The sequence below is a fragment of the Nocardia sp. NPDC052316 genome (genome assembly GCF_044547795.1).
In the GTDB taxonomy this organism is placed as follows: domain Bacteria; phylum Actinomycetota; class Actinomycetes; order Mycobacteriales; family Mycobacteriaceae; genus Nocardia.
On sequence record NZ_JBIUBB010000001.1, the window covers coordinates 823206 to 841472 of the forward strand.

Sequence of the window (18267 nt, forward strand, 5' to 3'; positions counted from 1 at the left end):
TGCCGCGCGGCGGACCCGATCTTGTCCGATTCGCTCTATTCTGGCGGCATGTCTGCTCGCCGCTTGGCCGCCCTGCTCGTGCTCGCCTTTCTCGCCGTGTTCGGAGTGTCCGCCTGCACGGTGGAGGGTGCGGGTACCAAGACCGACTGCGGCGTGAGCGGTTGCACGGTCACCTTCGACCGCGGGGTGAACGCCAAGGTCACCATCATCGGCGTGGACGCGGAACTCGTTGCGGTGAACGGCGATACCGTCACGCTGAAGGTGGGTGGCCAGCAGGTCAGCGTCCCGGCCGGGCAGACGCAGTCCGCCGACGGGTTCAATGTCACGGTGCAGGAGGTCACCGCGGACAAGGTCGTCGTGAAGATCGCCAGTGGCATCACCACCGGCTGACCGACCTGCTCAATGCTCGCTGCGGTACCTGGTCAGAAAGCGCCGCAGTATCTCCTTAGGCGCGGTGATCTCTTCCCGGTGCCCTAGCTCGGTGAGGTAGTCCGCTTCCGCGGGATCGAAATAGCCTGCGTGTCGATATATCTCGATGCGCAGTGCGAGTCCGTCGCCATCGAGTTCTGGATGGAACTGGGTGGCGTACACCTGCCTGCCGACGCGAATCATCTGCACCGGGCAGCCTGCCGATCCCGCCAGCAATACCGCGTTCGGCGGCACATCCTGGCAGGCCTCCTTGTGGCCACCGAAGGCACGGAACGACCGTGGGATGTCGCGCAGCAGCGGGTCTTCGGCCCCGTGATCGGTCAGTTCGATCGTCTGCGCGCCCGCCTTCTCGCTGTATCGTTCGCCGCTCACCGTGCCGCCGAGCACGTCCGCCAGGATGCTCAGGCCATAGCAGGCCCCCAGGTACGGGAAGTCGCGGGCGACGATCTCGAGCAGCAGCTTCTTCAATCCCGGCTCGAAACGCTGCTGGTAGTCGTACTTCTGGTCCTCCGGGGCGCTGACATTGCTCGGTCCGCCGCCGACGATCACCGCCGCGAAATCGTCGAGTTCGAGGTGCGGAAGTCCCTGATCCATCTGCACCCGCACCACGTCGTCGACGTCGAGCCCGCCCGCACGCAGGACGGCGTGGTACTCGTCGTCCGCCGCGGCGCGCTCGGGTCGTAGCTGGAGCAGCAGGCAGGGCTTGGGCATGCACCGATTGTGCAAGATCGACACTCCGGGAAGGGGAGTTTGCGGCTACCGGTGGCGTGTTCGCGCCGCAGCACTGTCGGTCATGCCGCAGCACTGTCGGTCATACGGCCGATACCCCCGATCCGCCGAGACTGTCAGGATCATCGGCAGACGAGTATCGGTCGAGGCCCGTCCCGACCAACTGAAGCCGTGCACCGAGGGGTTGATCGGCATTCAGTGCGGCGAGCCGCAGGCGCCTGGCCTGCGGCTCGTCATTCTTTCTCGGGGCAGCGCCGGAGGGGCAGGGATGACTCGGCTCGGGGTAGGTCCGCCCAAAGGATGACAAGGGACGCGACCGCGGGGCGATGTTTCCGGCGTGGAGTGCGCGCAGAATCGCTGGTGCGGTTAGGGATCGCAAGCTTTCTGTAGGGAAACTCTTAGCCGCAACGGATTTGATGCACAGGTGCAGATGTGAGAGTTGGGCCTGTCGGCCCTGTTCCGGCCGAGCAGCCCGAACCACCTGCACATCCCGCTGCGAGACCTCGAGCTACCCGGTGAAGGAGAAGGCAGTGCCCGTGACGTCCCCGAGTTCCGGCACCACGGCGACACTCGACGCGGCCGAGAACTACCGCCGTCACGGCTGGACCGTCGCTGAAACGGCCAACGGCCACAGCCTGATCACCGACGACCAGATCGCCGCCGTCGAACTCACCGGCGCCTTGGCCGCCGCGGTCCGCCGCTTCCTGCGCGCCAACAACCTCTCCGGCCCGGTCATCGAGGTCCCCGGCGCACAACGCCGCGAGATCCACCTCGTCCGCGGTACCACCAAGGCCGCCATGGCCATTGCCGCACTGCGCCACGCGGGCGCCACGGTCCACACCGACGGTGCGGGCATCCCCCTCCCCCCAACCAGACTCGCCCACGGCGCGGCCTCCTGGTCGATCTCCCCCACCGAGGCACGCTGGGTACCACCGATAGTCGCGATCGCCGCCGCAGTCCGCGCCACCACCCGAACCCGCCACCTCGCCGATTTGGCCAGCTGAACACATCCCAGCTGTGGAACCCGACGAGGTCGAGTCGGCATAGCGGGTCGAGGCACCGAGCAGCGCGTGTGCAGCGGACAGTGCCAGGACCTCTCGGTACCGGTGGATCGATTGGCGTAGTCGCGACCTTCGACCCATCCGCTGTGCCGACGGTGTCGAATGCCGGTGGTGTGCGGCGCTGTTCACCGGCCGCGCGCTTTGTTCGGAGGCAAACGAGCGCGACCGGCAAACGGAGGTTCGGCAATGCGAAAAGGTTCCCTTCCCCTGCGGCGAGGCGTCTCTTGGGTCGGCGCCCTGGGTTTGACGTGGAGCGCACTGATAACGACCGGCGGAGTGACGACCACCGCACGCGCTGACAGCCCGCCCACCTGTGTCAACTACAGCGACTTCACCAGCGGATCGTTCAGTTGCGTGCTCCCCGCCACCGCGACGGTGACGATCGTTGCCTGGGGTGGCGGCGGAGGCGGCGGCGGCGGTTTCGGCGGCGGCGGCGGTCAAGGCGGTCGCGCGGTCTGCGCGATGGTCCTCGACGCCGGCACCGTCATCTCCGGCACCGTGGGCGGCGCCGGAGCCGGGGGCAGCAAGAACGGCACCGGCGGCGCCGGTGGTGCGATGGGCGGTGCGGACGGCGGCGACGTCACTGCGGGGGCCGGCGGTGACGGTGGCGCGGGTGCGGGAGGCGCGCACGGCGGCTCCGGTGGTCCGGCGGGTGGCGACTTTACCGCTGGTGGCAGCGGCGGTGGTGGCGGCGGCGGTGCATCCACGGCGAACGCCGGCAGCCAGCTCCGCCTGTCCGCTGCAGGTGGCGGCGGTGGCGGGGGCTCGGGCACCGGCGCAGCCGGTGCGGGCGGAGGCGGCGGCGATGCCACCGGTTCCGGCTGTATCGGCGACGCCGATCGCGACGCCGACGCCGATCGCGACGCCGACGCCGATCGCGACGCCGACGCCGATCGCGACGCCGACGCCGATCGCGACGCCGATGGCGATGGCGATGGCGATGGCGAGAGCGATGGCCATGACAGCGGCCCCTTGTCCCTCGAGAAAGGCGATTTCGGCCAGTCTCCCCAGGGCGCAGGCCATGGTGGCTTTCCCGGCTCCGGCGGCGACGGTGGGAGCCACAATTCCGATGGCACCAAGGGTAACTCAGGCCTCATCCAGCTCGTCTGGACATGATCTGCACTTCGCCCGCGTCGTGGCTGAGGCCGTACTGGTCGCGGGTCTCGGCGACTCGCATCGGCCGTCGGTCCAGGAGACGTAGCAGGTGGAGGTGACACGGTCGCCGACAGCGACGCGAACGACGTCAGGCAGCTCGACGTCTGGGGCGAGGACAGGCCGCTGACCGACCGGGACCGCGACCGGTTGCACGCGATCGGCGCGCCATCGAATCCCTCGCGGGCCTCTCGTATGCCGCAGATAGTACGGAGGCGAAAAGGCAAATATGCCGACACGCTGGTTCGAGCGGCCGGGTAAGCGATTTCAGGTTTACGGTTAGGCTCATGCGGAGGCATCTGACCGGAAAAGTCGCCTGGCTGACAGCTATAACCGTGGTGGTTGGCGGCATGCTTGCCGCGAACGCTTCGGCGGAGCCCTCGATGGGGCCATTGCCGGTGCAGTTCGATTTTCGCGACGCCGTATTGGGCCTGCTCGCGCCAGAGACACCGCCGCCGGGCGCGAATGATTGGAACTGCCTACCCACGCCCGAGCATCCGCATCCGGTGGTTCTCGTCAACGGGACCGGGCTGGGGATGGGTAATGATTGGCGCGCGGGAGCCCCGTTTCTGAAGAACAACGGATTCTGCGTTTACACGTTCAATACCGGCACCCCGTCTTGGCTGCCGAATGGTACGCCGGTCTACACACTCGGTGACGTCACCGAGCAGGCCCGCGACCTGGCGATTATGGTCGACCGCGTGCGCGCCGCGACCGGGGCGGCGAAGGTGGATGTGGTCGGGCATTCGTCGGGCGGCGGCCTGGTATCGCTGTATTATCTGAACAGGCTGGACGGCACCGAATTCGTCGATAAAATGATCGGCATTTCCCCCAGCAATCACGGAACATCGTTGAGCACCATTGTTTCCCTGGGGCGTTCACTGGCGCCCGGTGCATACAACGCGTTGGGTGCCGCATTTCCCAGTCTTACTCAGCAAGCGCTGGACAGCGACATCGTCGAAGAAATCTATGGCGCGGGTGACACCCGCCCCGGTGTCACTTACACCACCATCGTCACTCGGTACGACCAAACCGTCACCCCTTATGAAAACCAGTACCTCGACGGTCCTCGAGTCACCAATATCACCCTCCAGGACGGCTGCCCGATAGACCGCTCCGAACATCTGTCCACCCTCTACAACGAACGAGTCTGGCGCCACGTTCTCAATGCGCTCGACCCTGACCATCCCGCCCCCGTCCCCTGCATCCCGGTCGATCCATACTGGCCCGGAATTCGTTGAGCCAGCTGGACATTGGCGAAATCCGAGTCAACGGCTTCGGTTGTCTCCAGTCAAGATCTAGGCATGATCTGGCTGGCTATATGGCTGCCGCGGCGAGCTTCTACCCGGTGGCCCCAGCCGGAGTGTCTCACCGTGCCGTCGACTTTCGCCACGGCGATAAACGAAGCCCGAAACATAGGTGAACCATCGTGGTCGAGACACATTTTTACCCCGGGATGCGTGTCGGTGAGCCACACACTCCTGCACCGTCGCCTCCGCCGATACGATCCAGCTCATGACCATTCGCAACGGGCTCGTTCGCTGCGCGACTGCACTGGTGATCGCTGGTTCGGTGAATACGATATCGCCAGTCGACGCCATAGCGGCACCTGAGCCACCACAGCTACCCATGGACGATCCGTTCTATGCGCAGCCCGAGTCGTTGAATGGAAGAGCGATGGGGGAAGTGGTCGACAGCCGACCAGTGACTCTTCCGGGTTTCTCGACGTCGATACCGTATTCCGCATGGCAGCTCAAGTATGTCAGCCAGAACACCAAAGGGACGCCGTGGACGACGATGGCGATTCTCCTGCGCCCGGAGGAGGGCGTCGAGCCTCCGGTGCTGTACTCGGAACAGCTGTGGATCGACTCCCTGAATTCCCGTTGCAATCCGTCTTACACACTTCGCGTCGACGCCAGCGGTCAGAGCCGCAGTGGTTTACCCAGCGAAGTGAACAATCTCGTCGCGGCGCTCGAACGCGGCTGGACTGTCGTGGTACCCGACTATCTTGGTCCCGAGGGTGAGTTCGCGGCCGGTTACGTCGAGGGGCGCAACACTCTCGACGGCATTCGCGCCGCCGAGAATTTCGCCCCCGCAGGTCTTTCCGGCACTGCGACACCCGTGCTGATGTACGGCTATTCCGGTGGCTCGCGCGGGACGGAGTTCGGCGCCGAACTCGCGCCCACCTACGCCCCGGAGCTGAACATCCGCGGCGTCGCAGCCGGAGGCCTACCGACCGATATGGCAGCTGCTGCCGCCCATATGAACGGGGGGCCGTTCACCAGCATCAACATGGAGGCGGCTTTCGGCCTCGACCGCGCTTACCCCGAATTGAATATCGCGTCCTACTTCCTCGATTCCAGCCTGAAGCAAAAGCTCACCAGTACGTGCTATACGGATGTGGTATCAGAGTTCGCATTCAAGCGGGTCGAAGACTACACCGTCGATCGCATCTGGCCCCTCGCCGTACCTGCGGTCGCGGAGGTTGTGGAGTCGTTGCGAGCCGGCCGCTACGGGACACCGGCCACACCAATGCATCTCGCATCCGCATTCATCGACGAATTCGCCACGGTCCCCGATACCGACCGCTTCGTTGCCGACTACTGCGCTCGCGGCGTCGACGTCACGTACGTGAAATACCCGCTCGCCGAGCATGTTTCAGCCGAATTCCAGGACTTCCCACACGCCATCGATTGGCTCGCCCAGCGGCTGGCCGGTGCACCGACGTCGTCCACATGCGGCGCGCCCGGCAACGCCCGGATCGGCTAGACACCACTGTGCGCACTCACCGGTGCGGTCAGGGGAGCGCTCATGGCTCCCCTTTCGCGCCCGATTACGGTTTCAGCAACATCTCTGCACCAACGGATCCCGGCAGGACGAAAATACTCCTCGCGGTCTCTTTGTTCTCCACATCCGTTCGACCGCAACCAGAAATGCGGCACAGCCTGTTCGAGATCACCTAGCCGCGATTCAGCTGCACGACAACGCCGCCAGGGCCACCATCACCGTCACACTGCCCGCCGACCACGTCCCCGCCGTCGCCCACGATCATCAGCGCTTCTTGGACCGCCTTGACTGCGTCGGTGGTTCCGCTCGGCGGTGCGGCTGTCCGGAGTCGCCCCCTACCCGCCCGATTCGCCGGCAATACCGGAGGTTCGTGAGGCGCCGAGCTGCTGTTCACCAACACGCCGAAGTGTTGTGTCATGGCAACGCTAGCTCGTCGCGGGCTCACTCGCCTCGGGCCGGTGCTGTCGCTCACTCAGCACGAGCGCGCCTGCCGCCAGCAGGTACACCGGCGACATGAACAGCAAACCCGATACCGGCGTGGCGCCGTACTCGAGCGACGACATCCCGAGGTATCCGCCTACCGTGCCGAGGGCGGCCAGAATACCTGCGGCACAGCGCGTTCCGAGCCGGGCATACCTGCGCGGCAGCACGAATGCGACTGCGGGCAGCAGCACCACGAGGCCGGCCTCTGCGACATACTCGAGCCATTGCTCGAGCAGCGGCGGCGGCGACATGGAGATCACCTCGCTGAAGTCGCTGTGGATCGCCCCAGCGTCGCTGTCCGGCAGCTCCGGGAAGTGCGCGGTGAGCACCTGCGGTAATGCGACCAGGACCAGGGTCAACACGCGCCAGCAGGCGACGGAGCGCCACCACCGCCCCATCGACACCATCACGCCTCCGTCCCATCTGACCGAGCTCTCCGCAGGCGACGCTACCCGCGCAGCCCATCCGCGGCGAAATCCGGTACCGGGCCGCCGAGGCCCGAAGCAGCCCTACTGCCATTCCGGCGCGCCTTTGGTCGAAACCCGCTGGCCGACAACGGATCTTCATGGCCTGCCGAGCACTGCGGCATCGTTGCCCGACAGCCGGTATTCGGTGCGGGTGCCAACCGTCCGGTCATACCGATCGGGGGGTCGCCCTACATGAGGATCACCGATCGGACGACGTCGTGGTGGGCGAGCTTAGCGAATGCCTGTTCTATGCCGTCCAGTGAAATCCGTTCGGTGACAAAAGCATCCAGGTCGAGGCGACCGTGGCGGTAGAGCGCGAGCAGGCTGGGGATGTCGCGTGAGGGCAGGCAGTCGCCATACCACGATGATTTCAGCGCGCCGCTACGCACACGCAGCTCGAGCAGCGGCAGGTCCAGGCGTATGTCCGGTGTGGGTACGGCGAGCATGACGAGGGTTCCGGCCTCGGCGCGCACGCGGAAAGCTTGCGTCCAGGTGTCGAGGGCTCCCACGTTGTCGATGACCACGTCCGCGCCGAGGCCTTCGGTGAGTTCCCGGATCCGCTGTACCGGGTCGGTGGTGCTCGCGTCGATGGTATGCGTGGCGCCGAAGCCTGTGGCCCAGGCCAGGTTTCGGAGCTCGGTGTCGACGGCGATGATAGTGCTCGCGCCGGCCAGCGCGGCTCCGGCCACGGCGGCGCTGCCGATACCGTCGCAGCCGAAGACCGCAACGGCGTCACCGCGTTCGACAGCGCCGGTGTAGAGGGCCGCACCCACGCCGGTCATGACTCCGCAACCCAGCAGTGCGGCCGCGGCGGGGGAGACGTCGGGGTCGACCTTGGTGCATTGCTTGGCGTGGACGAGGGTCTTCTCGGCGCAGGTGCCGAGGCCGAGCGCCGGGGTGAGCGGGGTGTCGTCGGGCAGTGTCATCGGTTGGTCGGCGGTCAACGGGGACAGGCAGTTCCACGGCTTGCCCCTGCGGCAGGCACGGCAGGAACCGCAGACCGCCCGCCAATTCAGAACTACGAAGTCGCCAGGTCCGACGTCGGTCACATTCGCACCGACGGCCTCCACCACACCGGCGGCTTCGTGGCCGAGCAGGAAGGGGAACTCGTCGCCGACGATACCCTCGCGGTAGTTGCGGTCTGTGTGGCACACCCCGCACGCCTGCACCCGCACCAAGGCCTCGCCCGGCCCGGGATCCGGCACGATGATGTCGGCGACCTCGACCGGTGCCTGCTTCGATCGTGCGATCACGCCACGAACCGTCTGCGCCATGGGCCGTCCTCTCGTGCGCGCATGTTCTGGGCTGGGGTCGAAATCAGCGGCAATAATGCCATGGCCTGTTCGAATTGGTGCAGATTCTTCCGCCCCCGGCGAGCGGGAGTCTCGCCGCTACCGCCCACCGGACCGCCGCGAGCCACTGCAACACTCCGGCAGCACCGACGGAGAATCCCAGCAGGTCCACCGGCCCGTCCACCGAGACCCGGCTCGCCGCGACTACCTGGTCGACGACGTGATCGACGGTGAGTTCGGCGCCGTTCGAGTTTCAGGACGCCTCGGGAGCTTCCCAGTGACCGTTGTCGGCGCGGCGTATGACCAGGACGCGGTTGTCTGGGTCGACGAGGATGCCTGAGACGCTTACGGAATGACGTAATTTGCCTCAGTGCAGTAGTGATCCCGGGCTTTGCCGTCGCGGATTCCGTCGCGAGTGTCCTGCAGCGCCTGTCCGAGATCACCAAGCTCCAGATTCAGCTGCACGACAGCGCTACCCGCGCCACCATCACCCTGCCCGCCGACCACGTCCCCACCATCACACACACAGCCACGGCCATAGGCGACATAACACCAGCCACAGACCCCCGGCCATCGCCCGGACGTGCATGTTGTGGATGCTGTACGTGCCCCCAGTCGGACTCGAACCGACACTCGATGGATTTTAAGTCCACTGCCTCTGCCAATTGGGCTATGGGGGCGTCCGGGACAGCGTACCGAGTCGTACGGGTGTACCGGAATTCCGAGTGTTCTAGCTGTGCAACGTGTCGGCATCCTCCTGGAAAAAGTAGGGCATTTGACCAAAGACTGGGGAGCAAGTGGGGAGCGGGCGGGTGGATGGGTGTCATCGTCTGGGCGGAAGGGGGATTCGGGTCAGGTCGGTGGCGATGTGCAGGGTGCCGGAGAAGTATTTGCGGGCTTCGGTGAGGTGGTCGGTGAGGTCGCGGTAGCGCTGGGAGAAGTGGGTGAGGACCAGCGTGTCGGTGCCTGCTTCGGCGGCGACGCGGGCGGCTTGGCCTGCGGTGAGGTGGCCGTATTCGGCGGCGAGGGGGGCGTCGGCGTCGAGGAAGGTGGCCTCGATGACGAGCAGGTCGGTGTTCGCGGCGAGTTCGTGCACACCGTCACAGAGGCGGGTGTCCATGACGAAGGCGAAGCTCTGGCCAGGGCGTGGTTCGCTGACTTCGTCGAGAGTGACGGTGCGACCCGCTATTTCGAGGTGCCCCTGCTGCTGTAGTCGGCCGATGACGGGACCGCTGAGCCCGAAGTGCCGCAGGCGGTCGGGCAGGATGCGCCGCCCCGCCGGCTCGGTGAGCCGGTAGCCGAAGGTGTCGACCGGGTGGGACAGCCGGACCGCCGACACCGCGAACGGCGCGCCGGGGAACTCCACCGGGCCGGGCGATTCGACCGGGCGTGGCCGCAATTCGGCGCGCCGGTAGTAGGCGGTGGCGTTGACGAGCCGGTCGTAATACTCGGCACCGGAGGCGGGGAAGCACACGTCGACGGGGTGCGGCACCTGGTCGAGACTGATCCGCTGCGCCACCCCGGCCAAGCCGAGGCTGTGATCGCCGTGGAAGTGGGTGATCGCGATCCGGGTGATGTCGGTGGCCGATACACCGGCGTAGGTCATCTGCCGCTGCGTCCCCTCCCCCGGATCGAACAGCACCCCTTCGTCGTCCCAGAGCAGCAGATATCCATTGTGGTTGCGCTGCTTGGTCGGCACCTGACTGGCGGTCCCGAGGACGACGAGCTCGCGCTGCGACACCCTCGCCACGCTACCGTCCACCCTCGGCCGCGAGCGCGTCCCCAGTTCGCGCCGGACGAGTGGCACACCAGGGAGCTCGCGATTCTCCGCGACCGGGTGCCACTCGTCGGCCCACTACTCGACGGGGGTGTTGCGCAGCACCGAGTGCCTGCGGCTGTAGGCGAAGTAGATGAGGAAGCCGAGCGCCATCCAGACCAGGAATCGCAGCCACGTCTCCACCGACAGGTTCAGCATCAGCCACAGGCAGGCGAGGACGCCGAGGATCGGCACGACCGGCACCCACGGAACGCGGAAGCCGCGCGGCAGGTCGGGGCGGGTGCGGCGCAGCACGAGCACGCCGATCGAGACCAGCACGAAGGCGAACAGCGTGCCGATATTGACCATCTCCTCCAGCGTGCCGAAGTCGACGAACCCGGCGAGCAGCGCGCAGACCACGCCGACGATCGCGGTGATCCGCACCGGCGTGCCGTGCTTGCCGGTGTGCGCCAGCTTGCGCGGCATCAGCCCGTCACGCGACATGGCGAACAGCACCCTGGTCTGCCCGAGGAACATCACCATGACCACGGTGGTGAGTCCGGCGAGCGCGCCGATGGAGATGATGTTCTTCACCCAGGTGTCGCCGTGGATCGCGAAAGCCGTTGCCAGCGTGGCGTTGTCACCGGCCAGATCGGTGTAGGGCACCATGCCGGTGAGCACCAGCGACACCGCGACGTACAGGATGGTGACGATGAGCAGCGAGCCGAGGATGCCGCGCGGCACCGCCTTCTGTGGGTTCTTGGTCTCCTCCGCGGTGGTCGCGACCACGTCGAAGCCGATGAACGCGAAGAACACCAGGCTGGCCGCGGCGAGCAGGCCGTACCAGCCGAAGCTGCTGTGCCCGGCGCCGGTCAGGAAGGAGAACAGCGACTGGCGCAGGCCGTCGCCCTCCGCGCCCGGCTGGGACGGCGGGATGTAGGGGGTCAGGTTCTCCGACTTGAAGTAGGTGACGCCGACGATCAGCACGAGCGCGATCACGGCCAGCTTGATGGCGACGGCCACCGCGGACACCCGCGAGGACACCTTGGTCCCGGTGGCCAGCAGCACGCCGAGGACCGCGATCAGCACGACCGCGCCCCAGTCGAACGACACCGAGCCGATCTGCACGACCGGCGTCGTCCCGATCACCTCGCCGAGGTACTGCGACCAGCCCTTGGCCACCACCGAGGTGGCGAGCGCGAACTCCAGGATCAGGTCCCAGCCGATGATCCACGCGACGAGTTCACCGAAGGTGGCGTAGGAGAACGTGTAGGCGCTGCCCGCCACCGGCACCGTCGAGGCGAATTCCGCGTAGCAGAGGGCGGTCAGCCCGCACGCGATCGCGGCGAACACGAACGCCAGCGAGACCGACGGTCCGGCGACATTGCCCGCGGTGCGCGCGGTGAGCGTGAAGATGCCCGCGCCGATCACCACCGCGACGCCGAAGACGGTGAGGTCCCAAGCGGTCAGGTCCTTGCGGAGTTTCGAATCCGGTTCGTCGGTGTCCTTGATCGATTGCTCGACCGTCTTGGTGCGGAACAACCCGCCCCATCGACTTCCCTGTCCGGTCGCGTCGTCCAACTCGCCGATCGCCACACCTTCTCCTCTACCTCTGGTCATGCTGTCGAACCCGTCTATGCCCGGTGGGCAGGCTTTTAATGCACACCCGCCATGTGCCTCGTGATGCGCGGCGCGATGGCCGCCACGATCAGTCCGGCGCAGACCGCGACGGCGCCGGTGATTCCGAAGTAGGCGATTTCGTGGTCTTGGTCATAGAACCGAGCCAAAGTACCCGACATCGACGTGCCGATGCCAACCGAGAAAAAGTACAGCGCCATCATCTGTGCCCGGAAAGCTTCCGGTGCGAGCTGGGTGGTCACCGCAAGACCGATCGGCGACAGCAGCAACTCCGAGATCGCGAATCCGGCCAGGACGGCGACGATGAGCAGGATGGGCACGTGCTGTCCGGTGATGAACGACAGCGGCACGAACAAGATGAACGCCAGTCCCATGCCGATCACGCCGAGCGCGAATTTACGGGGCGTGCTCGGCGCCCTGGTGCCGAGCTTGGTCCACATGATGGCGAACAGCGGCGAGAGCGTGATGATCCAGACCGGCTCAACCGAACTGATCCAGTTCGACGGGGCGGTCCAGCCGAAGATGCGCCAGTCGATCCGTTCGTCGGAGTAGACCGTGAGCACCGTGAAGATCTGCTGGAACAGCGACCAGAACACCGCGTTGGCGATGAACAGCGGGATGAACGCGCGCACCCGGCTGCGCTCCAGCTGGGTCACCTTGGCGCTGGTCAGCATGACGATGAAATAGCTGATCGCGGCGACGGCGATGACGCCGGTGGTCACGTCGGGCAGGTTGTCCAGGGTCACCAGGCCGGTCGCGAAGACCAGGGCGACCAGCAGCGCGGCGCCGGCGAGCAGGCCGATCATCGGGCCGATCGCGCTGCGCGGCAACGGGTTCGGCACCTCCCGGCCGTGCGTGCCGAGGTTGCGGCGGAATACGACGTACTGGATGAGCCCGAGCGCCATGCCGATCGCGGCGGCGCCGAACGCGTAGTGGAAGCCGAGGTGGTCGCGCAGCAGGCCGGTGAGCAACGGACCGCTGAACGCGCCGAGATTGATGCCGAGGTAGAACAGCGTGAACCCGCCGTCCGCGCGGGCGTCACCCCTCGGGTACAGCGTGCCGAGCAGCGAGGACGCGTTGGCCTTGAGCGCGCCGCTGCCGAGTGCGACGAGCACCAGGCCGACGCCGACACCGGTCAGGCCGGGCAGCACGGCCAGCGCGATATGGCCCGCCATCACCACCACGCCGCCGTAGAACACCGTGCGTTCCATGCCGAGCAGCCGGTCGGCGATCCAGCCGCCGAGCACCGTCGACAGGTAGACCAGTCCGCCGTAGGCGCCGACAATGCCGACGGCGGTGCTCTGAGCGAGCCCGAGCCCGCCTTCGGTGGTCGAGTAGTACAGGTAGTAGGCGAGGATGCTGACCATTCCGTAGTACGAGAACCGTTCCCACAGTTCGACTCCGAAAAGGTTGGTCAACCCGATCGGGTGACCGAAGACGGTACGTCCGGCAATCGGTGAATCAGCCGTTTTCACTTCCGACATCCTCAGACCTTCCCATGTTTGCGACGATTCTTCGGCATCAACACCGAAATCTCGAAGATCCTCGCAGCGTCGCGCCCGGTTGCGGATCGTGCCAGACTGCGTAATCGAGCGTTTCCTCAGGCCCGCCCTGGGCATCCGGGAACAACACGCCGCAGCCGAGTCCCCGCCCCGGCGACCCCGTCGGACGACGAAAGTGACGCACGGATGGAACCGATAGAGATCACGGTGCCCGCCTCGGTGGCGGATACGTTCGCAGTGCTGGCCGACGGCTGGCTGTATCCGCTGTGGGTGGTCGGCGCCTCGCATATTCGCGATGTCGATGCCGGCTGGCCCGCGGTCGGCACCCGGATCCACCACAGCGTGGGCCCGTGGCCGCTGAACCTGTCCGACACCACCAAGGTGCGTGAGGTGGATCCGCCGCGGATGATCGAGCTGGAGGCGCGGCTGTGGCCGGTCGGTTCGGCGTGGATCCGGTTGGAGCTGAGCGAGGTGACCGCGGACAGTACGCGGATCAGCATGTTCGAACGCGCGATCAGCGGTCCGGCCGCGCTGGTACCCGACGTGGTGCAGGCGCAGCTGCTGGTACCGCGCAACAAGGAGTCACTGTCCAGGCTGGCGGATCTGGTGGCCGGTCGAGCGCGAGACGGCAAGTCGCCGTAGCCTTCCGGCGCTCACCGCACTACGCGATGGACAGCGCGATCCCGTCGAGGATGTCGTGTTCGGAGACGACGAGCTCGGAAATGCCCGCACGGCGCGCCAATTCGTCGGCGAGCACCTCGGCGATGACGGCACCGCCGCCGATCACATCGACGCGGCCCGGGTGCATCGGGCCGAGGGCGGCACGCTCGTCATGCGTCATGGCGACCAGGCGATCACACACGGCGCGCAGCTGATCCAGGGTGAGGCGGGTGAGATGCACCTTCGCCGAGTCGTATTCGGGCAGGTCGAGGGCGACCGCGGCCAGCGTGGTCATGGTGCCCGCGACGCCGACCCAGGTGCGCGCGCCCGTGACGGGCACCTTCGCGAAGGCCTCGGATAGTCGCTCGGCGGCGAATTCTCGTGCGGCGCTGACCTGTTCGGCCGTGGGCGGGTTGCCGGGCAGGCAGCGTTCGGTGATCCGGACACAGCCGATGTCGGCGGAGTAGGCGCCCTGCACGCCGTCGCTGTCGCCGAAGACCAGCTCGGTCGAGCCGCCGCCGAGATCGACGACGACGAAAGGCCCTGCCTCGCTGGACAGTTCGCCGATCGCACCCGCGAACGACAGGCGCGCCTCCTCGTCACCGGTGATCACCTCGGCCTCGGCGCCCGGCACCACGGCGCCGAGTTCAGCGCGGGCCATGGCGAAGAAATCCTCGCGGTTGGCCGCGTCGCGGGTGGCGGAGGTGGCGGTCATCCGCACCCGTCCGACGCCGGTCTCCCGCATCAGTGCCACATAGTCGGCCAATGCGACCCGGGTGCGCTCGATCGCCTCCGGCGCCAGCGAACCGGTCGCGTCCACGCCCTGGCCGAGGCGCACGATCCGCATCTCCCGGTGCACGTCGGCGAGTCGCCCGTCGTCGAGCACGTCGGCGATCAATAGTCGGATGGAGTTGGTCCCGCAGTCGACGGCGGCTACCCGATCACTCATGCCTGTGCTCCGCTTCCTGAACGCCGGCCTGCTCGTACTTCGGCCAGTCGGCCGGGATCGCGGTGCCGCGCAACCCATTGTCGGCGGCCAGCGCCACCGCCTCGTCTCCGAACGGATTCACGCCGGGACCCTTGGCCAGCGCGTGCGCGATCAGCACGTGCAGGCACTTCACCCGCTCCGGCATCCCGCCGCCGGTGAAATCGGTACCGAGCGACTCGATCTCGTTCCGCTCGGCCAGATAGCTCTCGTGCGCGGCGCGGTAGGCGGCGGCCAATTCCTGGTCGCTGCCGAGCCGTTCGGTCATCTCGCGCATCACGCCCGCGGATTCCTGCCTGCTCGCCTCGGCGGTGAGCCGCGGGTCGGTCAGGTAGTACAGGGTGGGGAACGGCGTGCCGTCGGGCAGGCGCGGCGCGGTTTTCACGACGGCCGGGATCCCGTCCGGGGTGCGATATGCGACGGCGAGCACGCCGCGTGGTTCGCGGCCGAGCTGCTTGGCGATGATCGCGAGATCCTGGTCGTTCGGCGCTGTCACCTGGGTCCTTCCGGTCCTGGCGGCGGCCCGGCAGGCGGCAGGCCGGGCGCCGGCGTCTGCTCGGCCGCGGGGGCGGGTTGTGGTTCGGAGATGCTGCGCCACAGTTCGGTGTACCAGGGGTCCGGCTCCCTGGACTTGGTCGCGGCGGTCGGTGCGGCGGGCGCCTCGATGCCGGGCACCTGCACGATGTAGGGGGTCTCACCGGGCAGCACCAACCGCAGCCGGTCGCGCGCCTCGGAGCGGATGTAGGCCGGATCCTGTTGCTGCGCACGACGATCCCGCAGCCGCGCGAGGTCGGCCTCCAGGTCCTTGCGCTGCTGCGCGAGCTGCGCAGCCTCGGCCCGCTGGGTGAAGTACGTGCGCATCGGCACGGCCAAGGTGAGCGCGAGCGCGCACACCACGATGGCCAGGACGACCGCCTTGCCGGTGGACAGACCCAGAATCGTGCGGTCGTGCCTGTCCGCGCCGTGGCCGCTCGTGCGCAACCCGACCTTCTGCGGCCCGGCTTTCTTGTCCTCCGACCGCCTGCGCGCGGTGCGTTTTACCGCGGCGGGCCGGGCGGCCGTCTCCGTGTCGGATCCGGCCTTGGGCCGCGACGTGGCGGAACGCGACGTGCGGCGGTCCCCACGCCCGGCTGGACTGGTACCTCGCGCACGTCGCTCCGTCATTACGTCCCCTGTTTGACTAACCCTCGAATACGAAGCGCGGGAACGCGACGTCCCCGGCGTACCGCGCGGAATCACCGAGGGCATCCTCGATGCGCAGCAGCTGGTTGTACTTGGCGACGCGCTCGCTGCGCGCGGGCGCACCGGTCTTGATCTGACCGCTGCCCACCGCGACCGCGAGGTCGGCGATGGTGGTGTCCTCGGTCTCGCCGGAACGGTGGCTCATCATCGTCTTGTAGCCGTTGCGGTGCGCGAGCTCGACGGCGTCCAACGTCTCGGTGAGTGTGCCGATCTGGTTGACCTTCACCAGCAGCGCATTCGCGGCGCCCTTCGCGATGCCCTCTTCCAGCCGCTCCGGGTTGGTGACGAACAGGTCGTCGCCGACGATCTGGATCTTCTCGCCGATCTCGTCGGTGAGCGAGACCCAGCCGTCCCAGTCGTCCTCCGACAGCGGGTCCTCGATGGAGACCAACGGGTAAGAGGCGAGCAGTTCGGCGTAGAACTGGGTCATTTCGGCGGCGGTGCGCACACTGCCCTCGAACTTGTAACCGCTGCCCGTGGTGTAGAACTCGGTGGCCGCGACGTCGAGCGCCAGCGCGACATCGCTGCCGAGCTTCAGGCCGGTCTTGCCGATGGCGCCGCTGATCAGGTCGAGCGCCTCGCGGGTGCCCGCGACGTCGGGGGCGAAGCCGCCCTCGTCACCGAGACCGGTGGCCAGGCCCTTGGACTTCAGTTCCGCCTTCAGCGCGTGGTACACCTCGGCACCCCAGCGCAGCGCCTCCTTGAAGGTGGGCGCGCCGATCGGGGCGACCATGAACTCCTGGACATCCACGCTGGTGTCGGCGTGCGCGCCACCGTTGAGGATGTTCATCATCGGCACCGGAAGCACATGGGCGTTCGGGCCGCCGAGGTAGCGGAACAGCTCGAGGCCGGAGGACTCGGCGGCGGCGCGTGCCACCGCGAGCGAGACACCGAGCAGGGCGTTCGCGCCGAGGCGGGACTTGTCCGGGGTGCCGTCCAGATCCAGCAGCACCTGATCGACGGTGCGCTGCTCGACCGCGTCCAGGCCGATGACGGCGGGCGCGATCTCGTCGAGCACACCCTCGACGGCCTTCTGTACGCCCTTGCCGCCGTAGCGGTCGCCGCCGTCACGCAGCTCGACGGCCTCGTGCTCGCCGGTCGACGCGCCGGAGGGCACGGCGGCCCGGGTCAGGGTGCCGTCGTCGAGGGCGATCTCGACCTCGACAGTGGGGTTTCCGCGAGAATCCAGGATCTCGCGAGCTCCGACCTGTTCGATGATGGCCACGAAAACGACACTCCTTCGGCTGCAGGCACGGTGGGTCTTACGGGAATTGCCGTGCGCTGCGAGCCTAGCCTCCGCCGAGCTGAGCGGGTAACCGGCACTCCGGTGCGCCAGCTCAGACCCGGCGGCCGACGCTGTAGGCGGCGGCCCGGTCGCGCACCGTCAGCAGGTAGCTGGTGGACTGGTTGTAGGTGAGCAGCGCTTTCTGCCAGCCGTGCTCGGAGGTCAGGTCGCCGCCGCTGGCACACAGGTAGCGGGCCGTACTGAGCGCCGCGTCGTCGATGTTCTGCGGATCGGCCACGCCGTCACCGTTCGCGTCGACGCCCCAGCGCTTCCAGGTTTCCGGGATGAACTGCAGCGGGCCGACCGCGCGGTCGAAGACCGGGTCACCGTCCAGCGCACCGCCGTCGGTGTCCTTGATCAGGGCGACGCCCGGTGCGCCGTCGAGCGGGATGCCGATGATCGGCGGGCGCACCACGCCGTCCGCGTCGACGCGCGAGCCGCGGTGGGTGCCGTGTTTGCTCTCCACGCTCGCGATCCCCGCGATGGTTGTCCAGGCGATGCCGCAGTCCGGTCTGGACCTGGCCAAGATCGCCGCCGCGTAGCCGTAGGCCTCCAGCGCCACCGAAGGCATGGCCATGCGATCCGCCTGTTCCTCGGCCCACCCACGCAACTGCAGCGCGGTGCGGCCGGGCCCGTCCAGATCGATCAGCGGCAGCGGGGTGCCCGGGCCGGGCGGGATGCCCTCGGGAATCGGCGGGAGATCACGGTCGATCCCACAACCGGCGAGCACGAGGGTCACCAGGACGGCGGCCACAGCGCCGGTCTTCTTCAGGAGCACTCCACCTATCATCCAGATCCG

17 protein-coding genes, 1 tRNA gene and 1 pseudogene are annotated in these 18267 nt (G+C 67.3%); 6 read left to right on the top strand and 13 right to left on the bottom strand.

The window, feature by feature from the left end; genetic code table 11:
- The first annotated feature begins 48 nt into the window (after nucleotides 1-48).
- On the top strand, nucleotides 49-390 hold the full coding sequence (locus tag ACIHA7_RS03825) for a hypothetical protein (protein ID WP_397285243.1): 342 nt from the start codon (nucleotides 49-51) through the stop codon (nucleotides 388-390).
- 9 nt (nucleotides 391-399) lie between these two features.
- On the opposite strand, the gene ACIHA7_RS03830 is transcribed toward ACIHA7_RS03825, so the two are convergent.
- On the bottom strand, nucleotides 400-1140 hold the full coding sequence (locus ACIHA7_RS03830) for a glutamine amidotransferase (RefSeq protein ID WP_397285245.1): 741 nt from the start codon (nucleotides 1138-1140) through the stop codon (nucleotides 400-402).
- Nucleotides 1141-1688: 548 nt separating this feature from the next.
- On the opposite strand from ACIHA7_RS03830, the gene ACIHA7_RS03835 reads away from it, so the two are divergent.
- The 4 genes from ACIHA7_RS03835 to ACIHA7_RS03850 all read left to right on the top strand — a co-directional run bounded on the left by ACIHA7_RS03835 (nucleotide 1689) and on the right by ACIHA7_RS03850 (nucleotide 6140).
- Nucleotides 1689-2162, top strand: a complete 474-nt coding sequence (locus ACIHA7_RS03835; RefSeq protein WP_397285247.1) for a hypothetical protein — start codon at nucleotides 1689-1691, stop codon at nucleotides 2160-2162.
- A gap of 333 nt (nucleotides 2163-2495) precedes the next feature.
- A complete protein-coding gene (locus tag ACIHA7_RS03840; RefSeq protein WP_397285249.1) occupies nucleotides 2496-3335 on the top strand; it encodes a hypothetical protein in 840 nt (279 codons plus the stop codon).
- A 323-nt stretch (nucleotides 3336-3658) separates the two neighbouring features.
- A complete protein-coding gene (locus ACIHA7_RS03845; protein ID WP_397285252.1) occupies nucleotides 3659-4612 on the top strand; it encodes an alpha/beta fold hydrolase in 954 nt (317 codons plus the stop codon).
- Nucleotides 4613-4886: 274 nt separating this feature from the next.
- Nucleotides 4887-6140 (top strand): lipase family protein, encoded by a 1254-nt coding sequence (locus ACIHA7_RS03850; protein WP_397285254.1) that lies wholly within the window; start codon nucleotides 4887-4889, stop codon nucleotides 6138-6140.
- Nucleotides 6141-6583: 443 nt separating this feature from the next.
- Here ACIHA7_RS03850 and ACIHA7_RS03855 read toward each other — a convergent pair whose 3' ends face one another.
- From ACIHA7_RS03855 to ACIHA7_RS03885, 7 genes and pseudogenes are all read right to left on the bottom strand, one after another.
- The gene (locus tag ACIHA7_RS03855) at nucleotides 6584-7048 is read right to left on the bottom strand and encodes a hypothetical protein (RefSeq protein ID WP_397285256.1); all 465 of its coding nucleotides are present in this window, start codon (nucleotides 7046-7048) and stop codon (nucleotides 6584-6586) included.
- A gap of 248 nt (nucleotides 7049-7296) precedes the next feature.
- Nucleotides 7297-8382, bottom strand: a complete 1086-nt coding sequence (locus tag ACIHA7_RS03860; protein WP_397285258.1) for an S-(hydroxymethyl)mycothiol dehydrogenase — start codon at nucleotides 8380-8382, stop codon at nucleotides 7297-7299.
- Between the two features lie 283 nt (nucleotides 8383-8665).
- Nucleotides 8666-8734: pseudogene (locus ACIHA7_RS03865) on the bottom strand (NUDIX hydrolase); the annotation flags it as partial.
- A 272-nt stretch (nucleotides 8735-9006) separates the two neighbouring features.
- Nucleotides 9007-9080 (bottom strand) — tRNA-Leu (locus tag ACIHA7_RS03870).
- Between the two features lie 143 nt (nucleotides 9081-9223).
- Nucleotides 9224-10141: a ribonuclease Z gene (locus tag ACIHA7_RS03875; protein ID WP_397285260.1), complete on the bottom strand. Its 918-nt coding sequence runs from the start codon at nucleotides 10139-10141 to the stop codon at nucleotides 9224-9226.
- Nucleotides 10142-10255: 114 nt separating this feature from the next.
- Nucleotides 10256-11752, bottom strand: coding sequence for an amino acid permease (locus tag ACIHA7_RS03880; protein ID WP_397285262.1), 1497 nt, complete (start codon nucleotides 11750-11752; stop codon nucleotides 10256-10258).
- A gap of 59 nt (nucleotides 11753-11811) precedes the next feature.
- A complete protein-coding gene (locus ACIHA7_RS03885) occupies nucleotides 11812-13278 on the bottom strand; it encodes a peptide MFS transporter (RefSeq protein WP_397285264.1) in 1467 nt (488 codons plus the stop codon).
- A 204-nt stretch (nucleotides 13279-13482) separates the two neighbouring features.
- Here ACIHA7_RS03885 and ACIHA7_RS03890 point away from each other — a divergent pair, with 204 nt between their 5' ends.
- Complete coding sequence (locus ACIHA7_RS03890) at nucleotides 13483-13938, top strand: SRPBCC family protein (protein ID WP_397285266.1); 456 nt, start codon at nucleotides 13483-13485, stop codon at nucleotides 13936-13938.
- A gap of 19 nt (nucleotides 13939-13957) precedes the next feature.
- On the opposite strand, the gene ACIHA7_RS03895 is transcribed toward ACIHA7_RS03890, so the two are convergent.
- The 5 genes from ACIHA7_RS03895 to ACIHA7_RS03915 all read right to left on the bottom strand — a co-directional run bounded on the left by ACIHA7_RS03895 (nucleotide 13958) and on the right by ACIHA7_RS03915 (nucleotide 18258).
- Nucleotides 13958-14905: an exopolyphosphatase gene (locus ACIHA7_RS03895; protein WP_397285268.1), complete on the bottom strand. Its 948-nt coding sequence runs from the start codon at nucleotides 14903-14905 to the stop codon at nucleotides 13958-13960.
- Nucleotides 14898-15437, bottom strand: coding sequence for a DUF501 domain-containing protein (locus tag ACIHA7_RS03900; RefSeq protein ID WP_397285270.1), 540 nt, complete (start codon nucleotides 15435-15437; stop codon nucleotides 14898-14900). The genes ACIHA7_RS03895 and ACIHA7_RS03900 overlap by 8 nt, the downstream gene beginning before the upstream one ends.
- The gene (locus ACIHA7_RS03905) at nucleotides 15434-16105 is read right to left on the bottom strand and encodes a septum formation initiator family protein (protein ID WP_397285272.1); all 672 of its coding nucleotides are present in this window, start codon (nucleotides 16103-16105) and stop codon (nucleotides 15434-15436) included. The genes ACIHA7_RS03900 and ACIHA7_RS03905 overlap by 4 nt, the downstream gene beginning before the upstream one ends.
- Nucleotides 16106-16121: 16 nt before the next feature.
- Entirely contained in the window at nucleotides 16122-17408 is a 1287-nt protein-coding gene (eno, locus tag ACIHA7_RS03910) for a phosphopyruvate hydratase (protein ID WP_397285274.1), read from the bottom strand.
- A gap of 112 nt (nucleotides 17409-17520) precedes the next feature.
- On the bottom strand, nucleotides 17521-18258 hold the full coding sequence (locus ACIHA7_RS03915; protein WP_397285276.1) for a lytic transglycosylase domain-containing protein: 738 nt from the start codon (nucleotides 18256-18258) through the stop codon (nucleotides 17521-17523).
- Nucleotides 18259-18267 lie beyond the last annotated feature (9 nt).

Bases quoted from the DNA above. Each gene is read 5' to 3' on its own strand.
- ACIHA7_RS03825 (WP_397285243.1), top strand. From the start codon at position 49: ATGTCTGCTCGCCGCTTGGCCGCCCTGCTCGTGCTCGCCTTTCTCGCC.
- ACIHA7_RS03830 (WP_397285245.1), bottom strand. From the start codon at position 1,140: ATGCCCAAGCCCTGCCTGCTGCTCCAGCTACGACCCGAGCGCGCCGCG.
- ACIHA7_RS03845 (WP_397285252.1), top strand. From the start codon at position 3,659: ATGCGGAGGCATCTGACCGGAAAAGTCGCCTGGCTGACAGCTATAACC.
- ACIHA7_RS03850 (WP_397285254.1), top strand. From the start codon at position 4,887: ATGACCATTCGCAACGGGCTCGTTCGCTGCGCGACTGCACTGGTGATC.
- ACIHA7_RS03855 (WP_397285256.1), bottom strand. From the start codon at position 7,048: ATGGTGTCGATGGGGCGGTGGTGGCGCTCCGTCGCCTGCTGGCGCGTG.
- ACIHA7_RS03860 (WP_397285258.1), bottom strand. From the start codon at position 8,382: ATGGCGCAGACGGTTCGTGGCGTGATCGCACGATCGAAGCAGGCACCG.
- ACIHA7_RS03885 (WP_397285264.1), bottom strand. From the start codon at position 13,278: ATGTCGGAAGTGAAAACGGCTGATTCACCGATTGCCGGACGTACCGTC.
- ACIHA7_RS03890 (WP_397285266.1), top strand. From the start codon at position 13,483: ATGGAACCGATAGAGATCACGGTGCCCGCCTCGGTGGCGGATACGTTC.
- ACIHA7_RS03895 (WP_397285268.1), bottom strand. From the start codon at position 14,905: ATGAGTGATCGGGTAGCCGCCGTCGACTGCGGGACCAACTCCATCCGA.
- ACIHA7_RS03905 (WP_397285272.1), bottom strand. From the start codon at position 16,105: ATGACGGAGCGACGTGCGCGAGGTACCAGTCCAGCCGGGCGTGGGGAC.
- ACIHA7_RS03915 (WP_397285276.1), bottom strand. From the start codon at position 18,258: ATGATAGGTGGAGTGCTCCTGAAGAAGACCGGCGCTGTGGCCGCCGTC.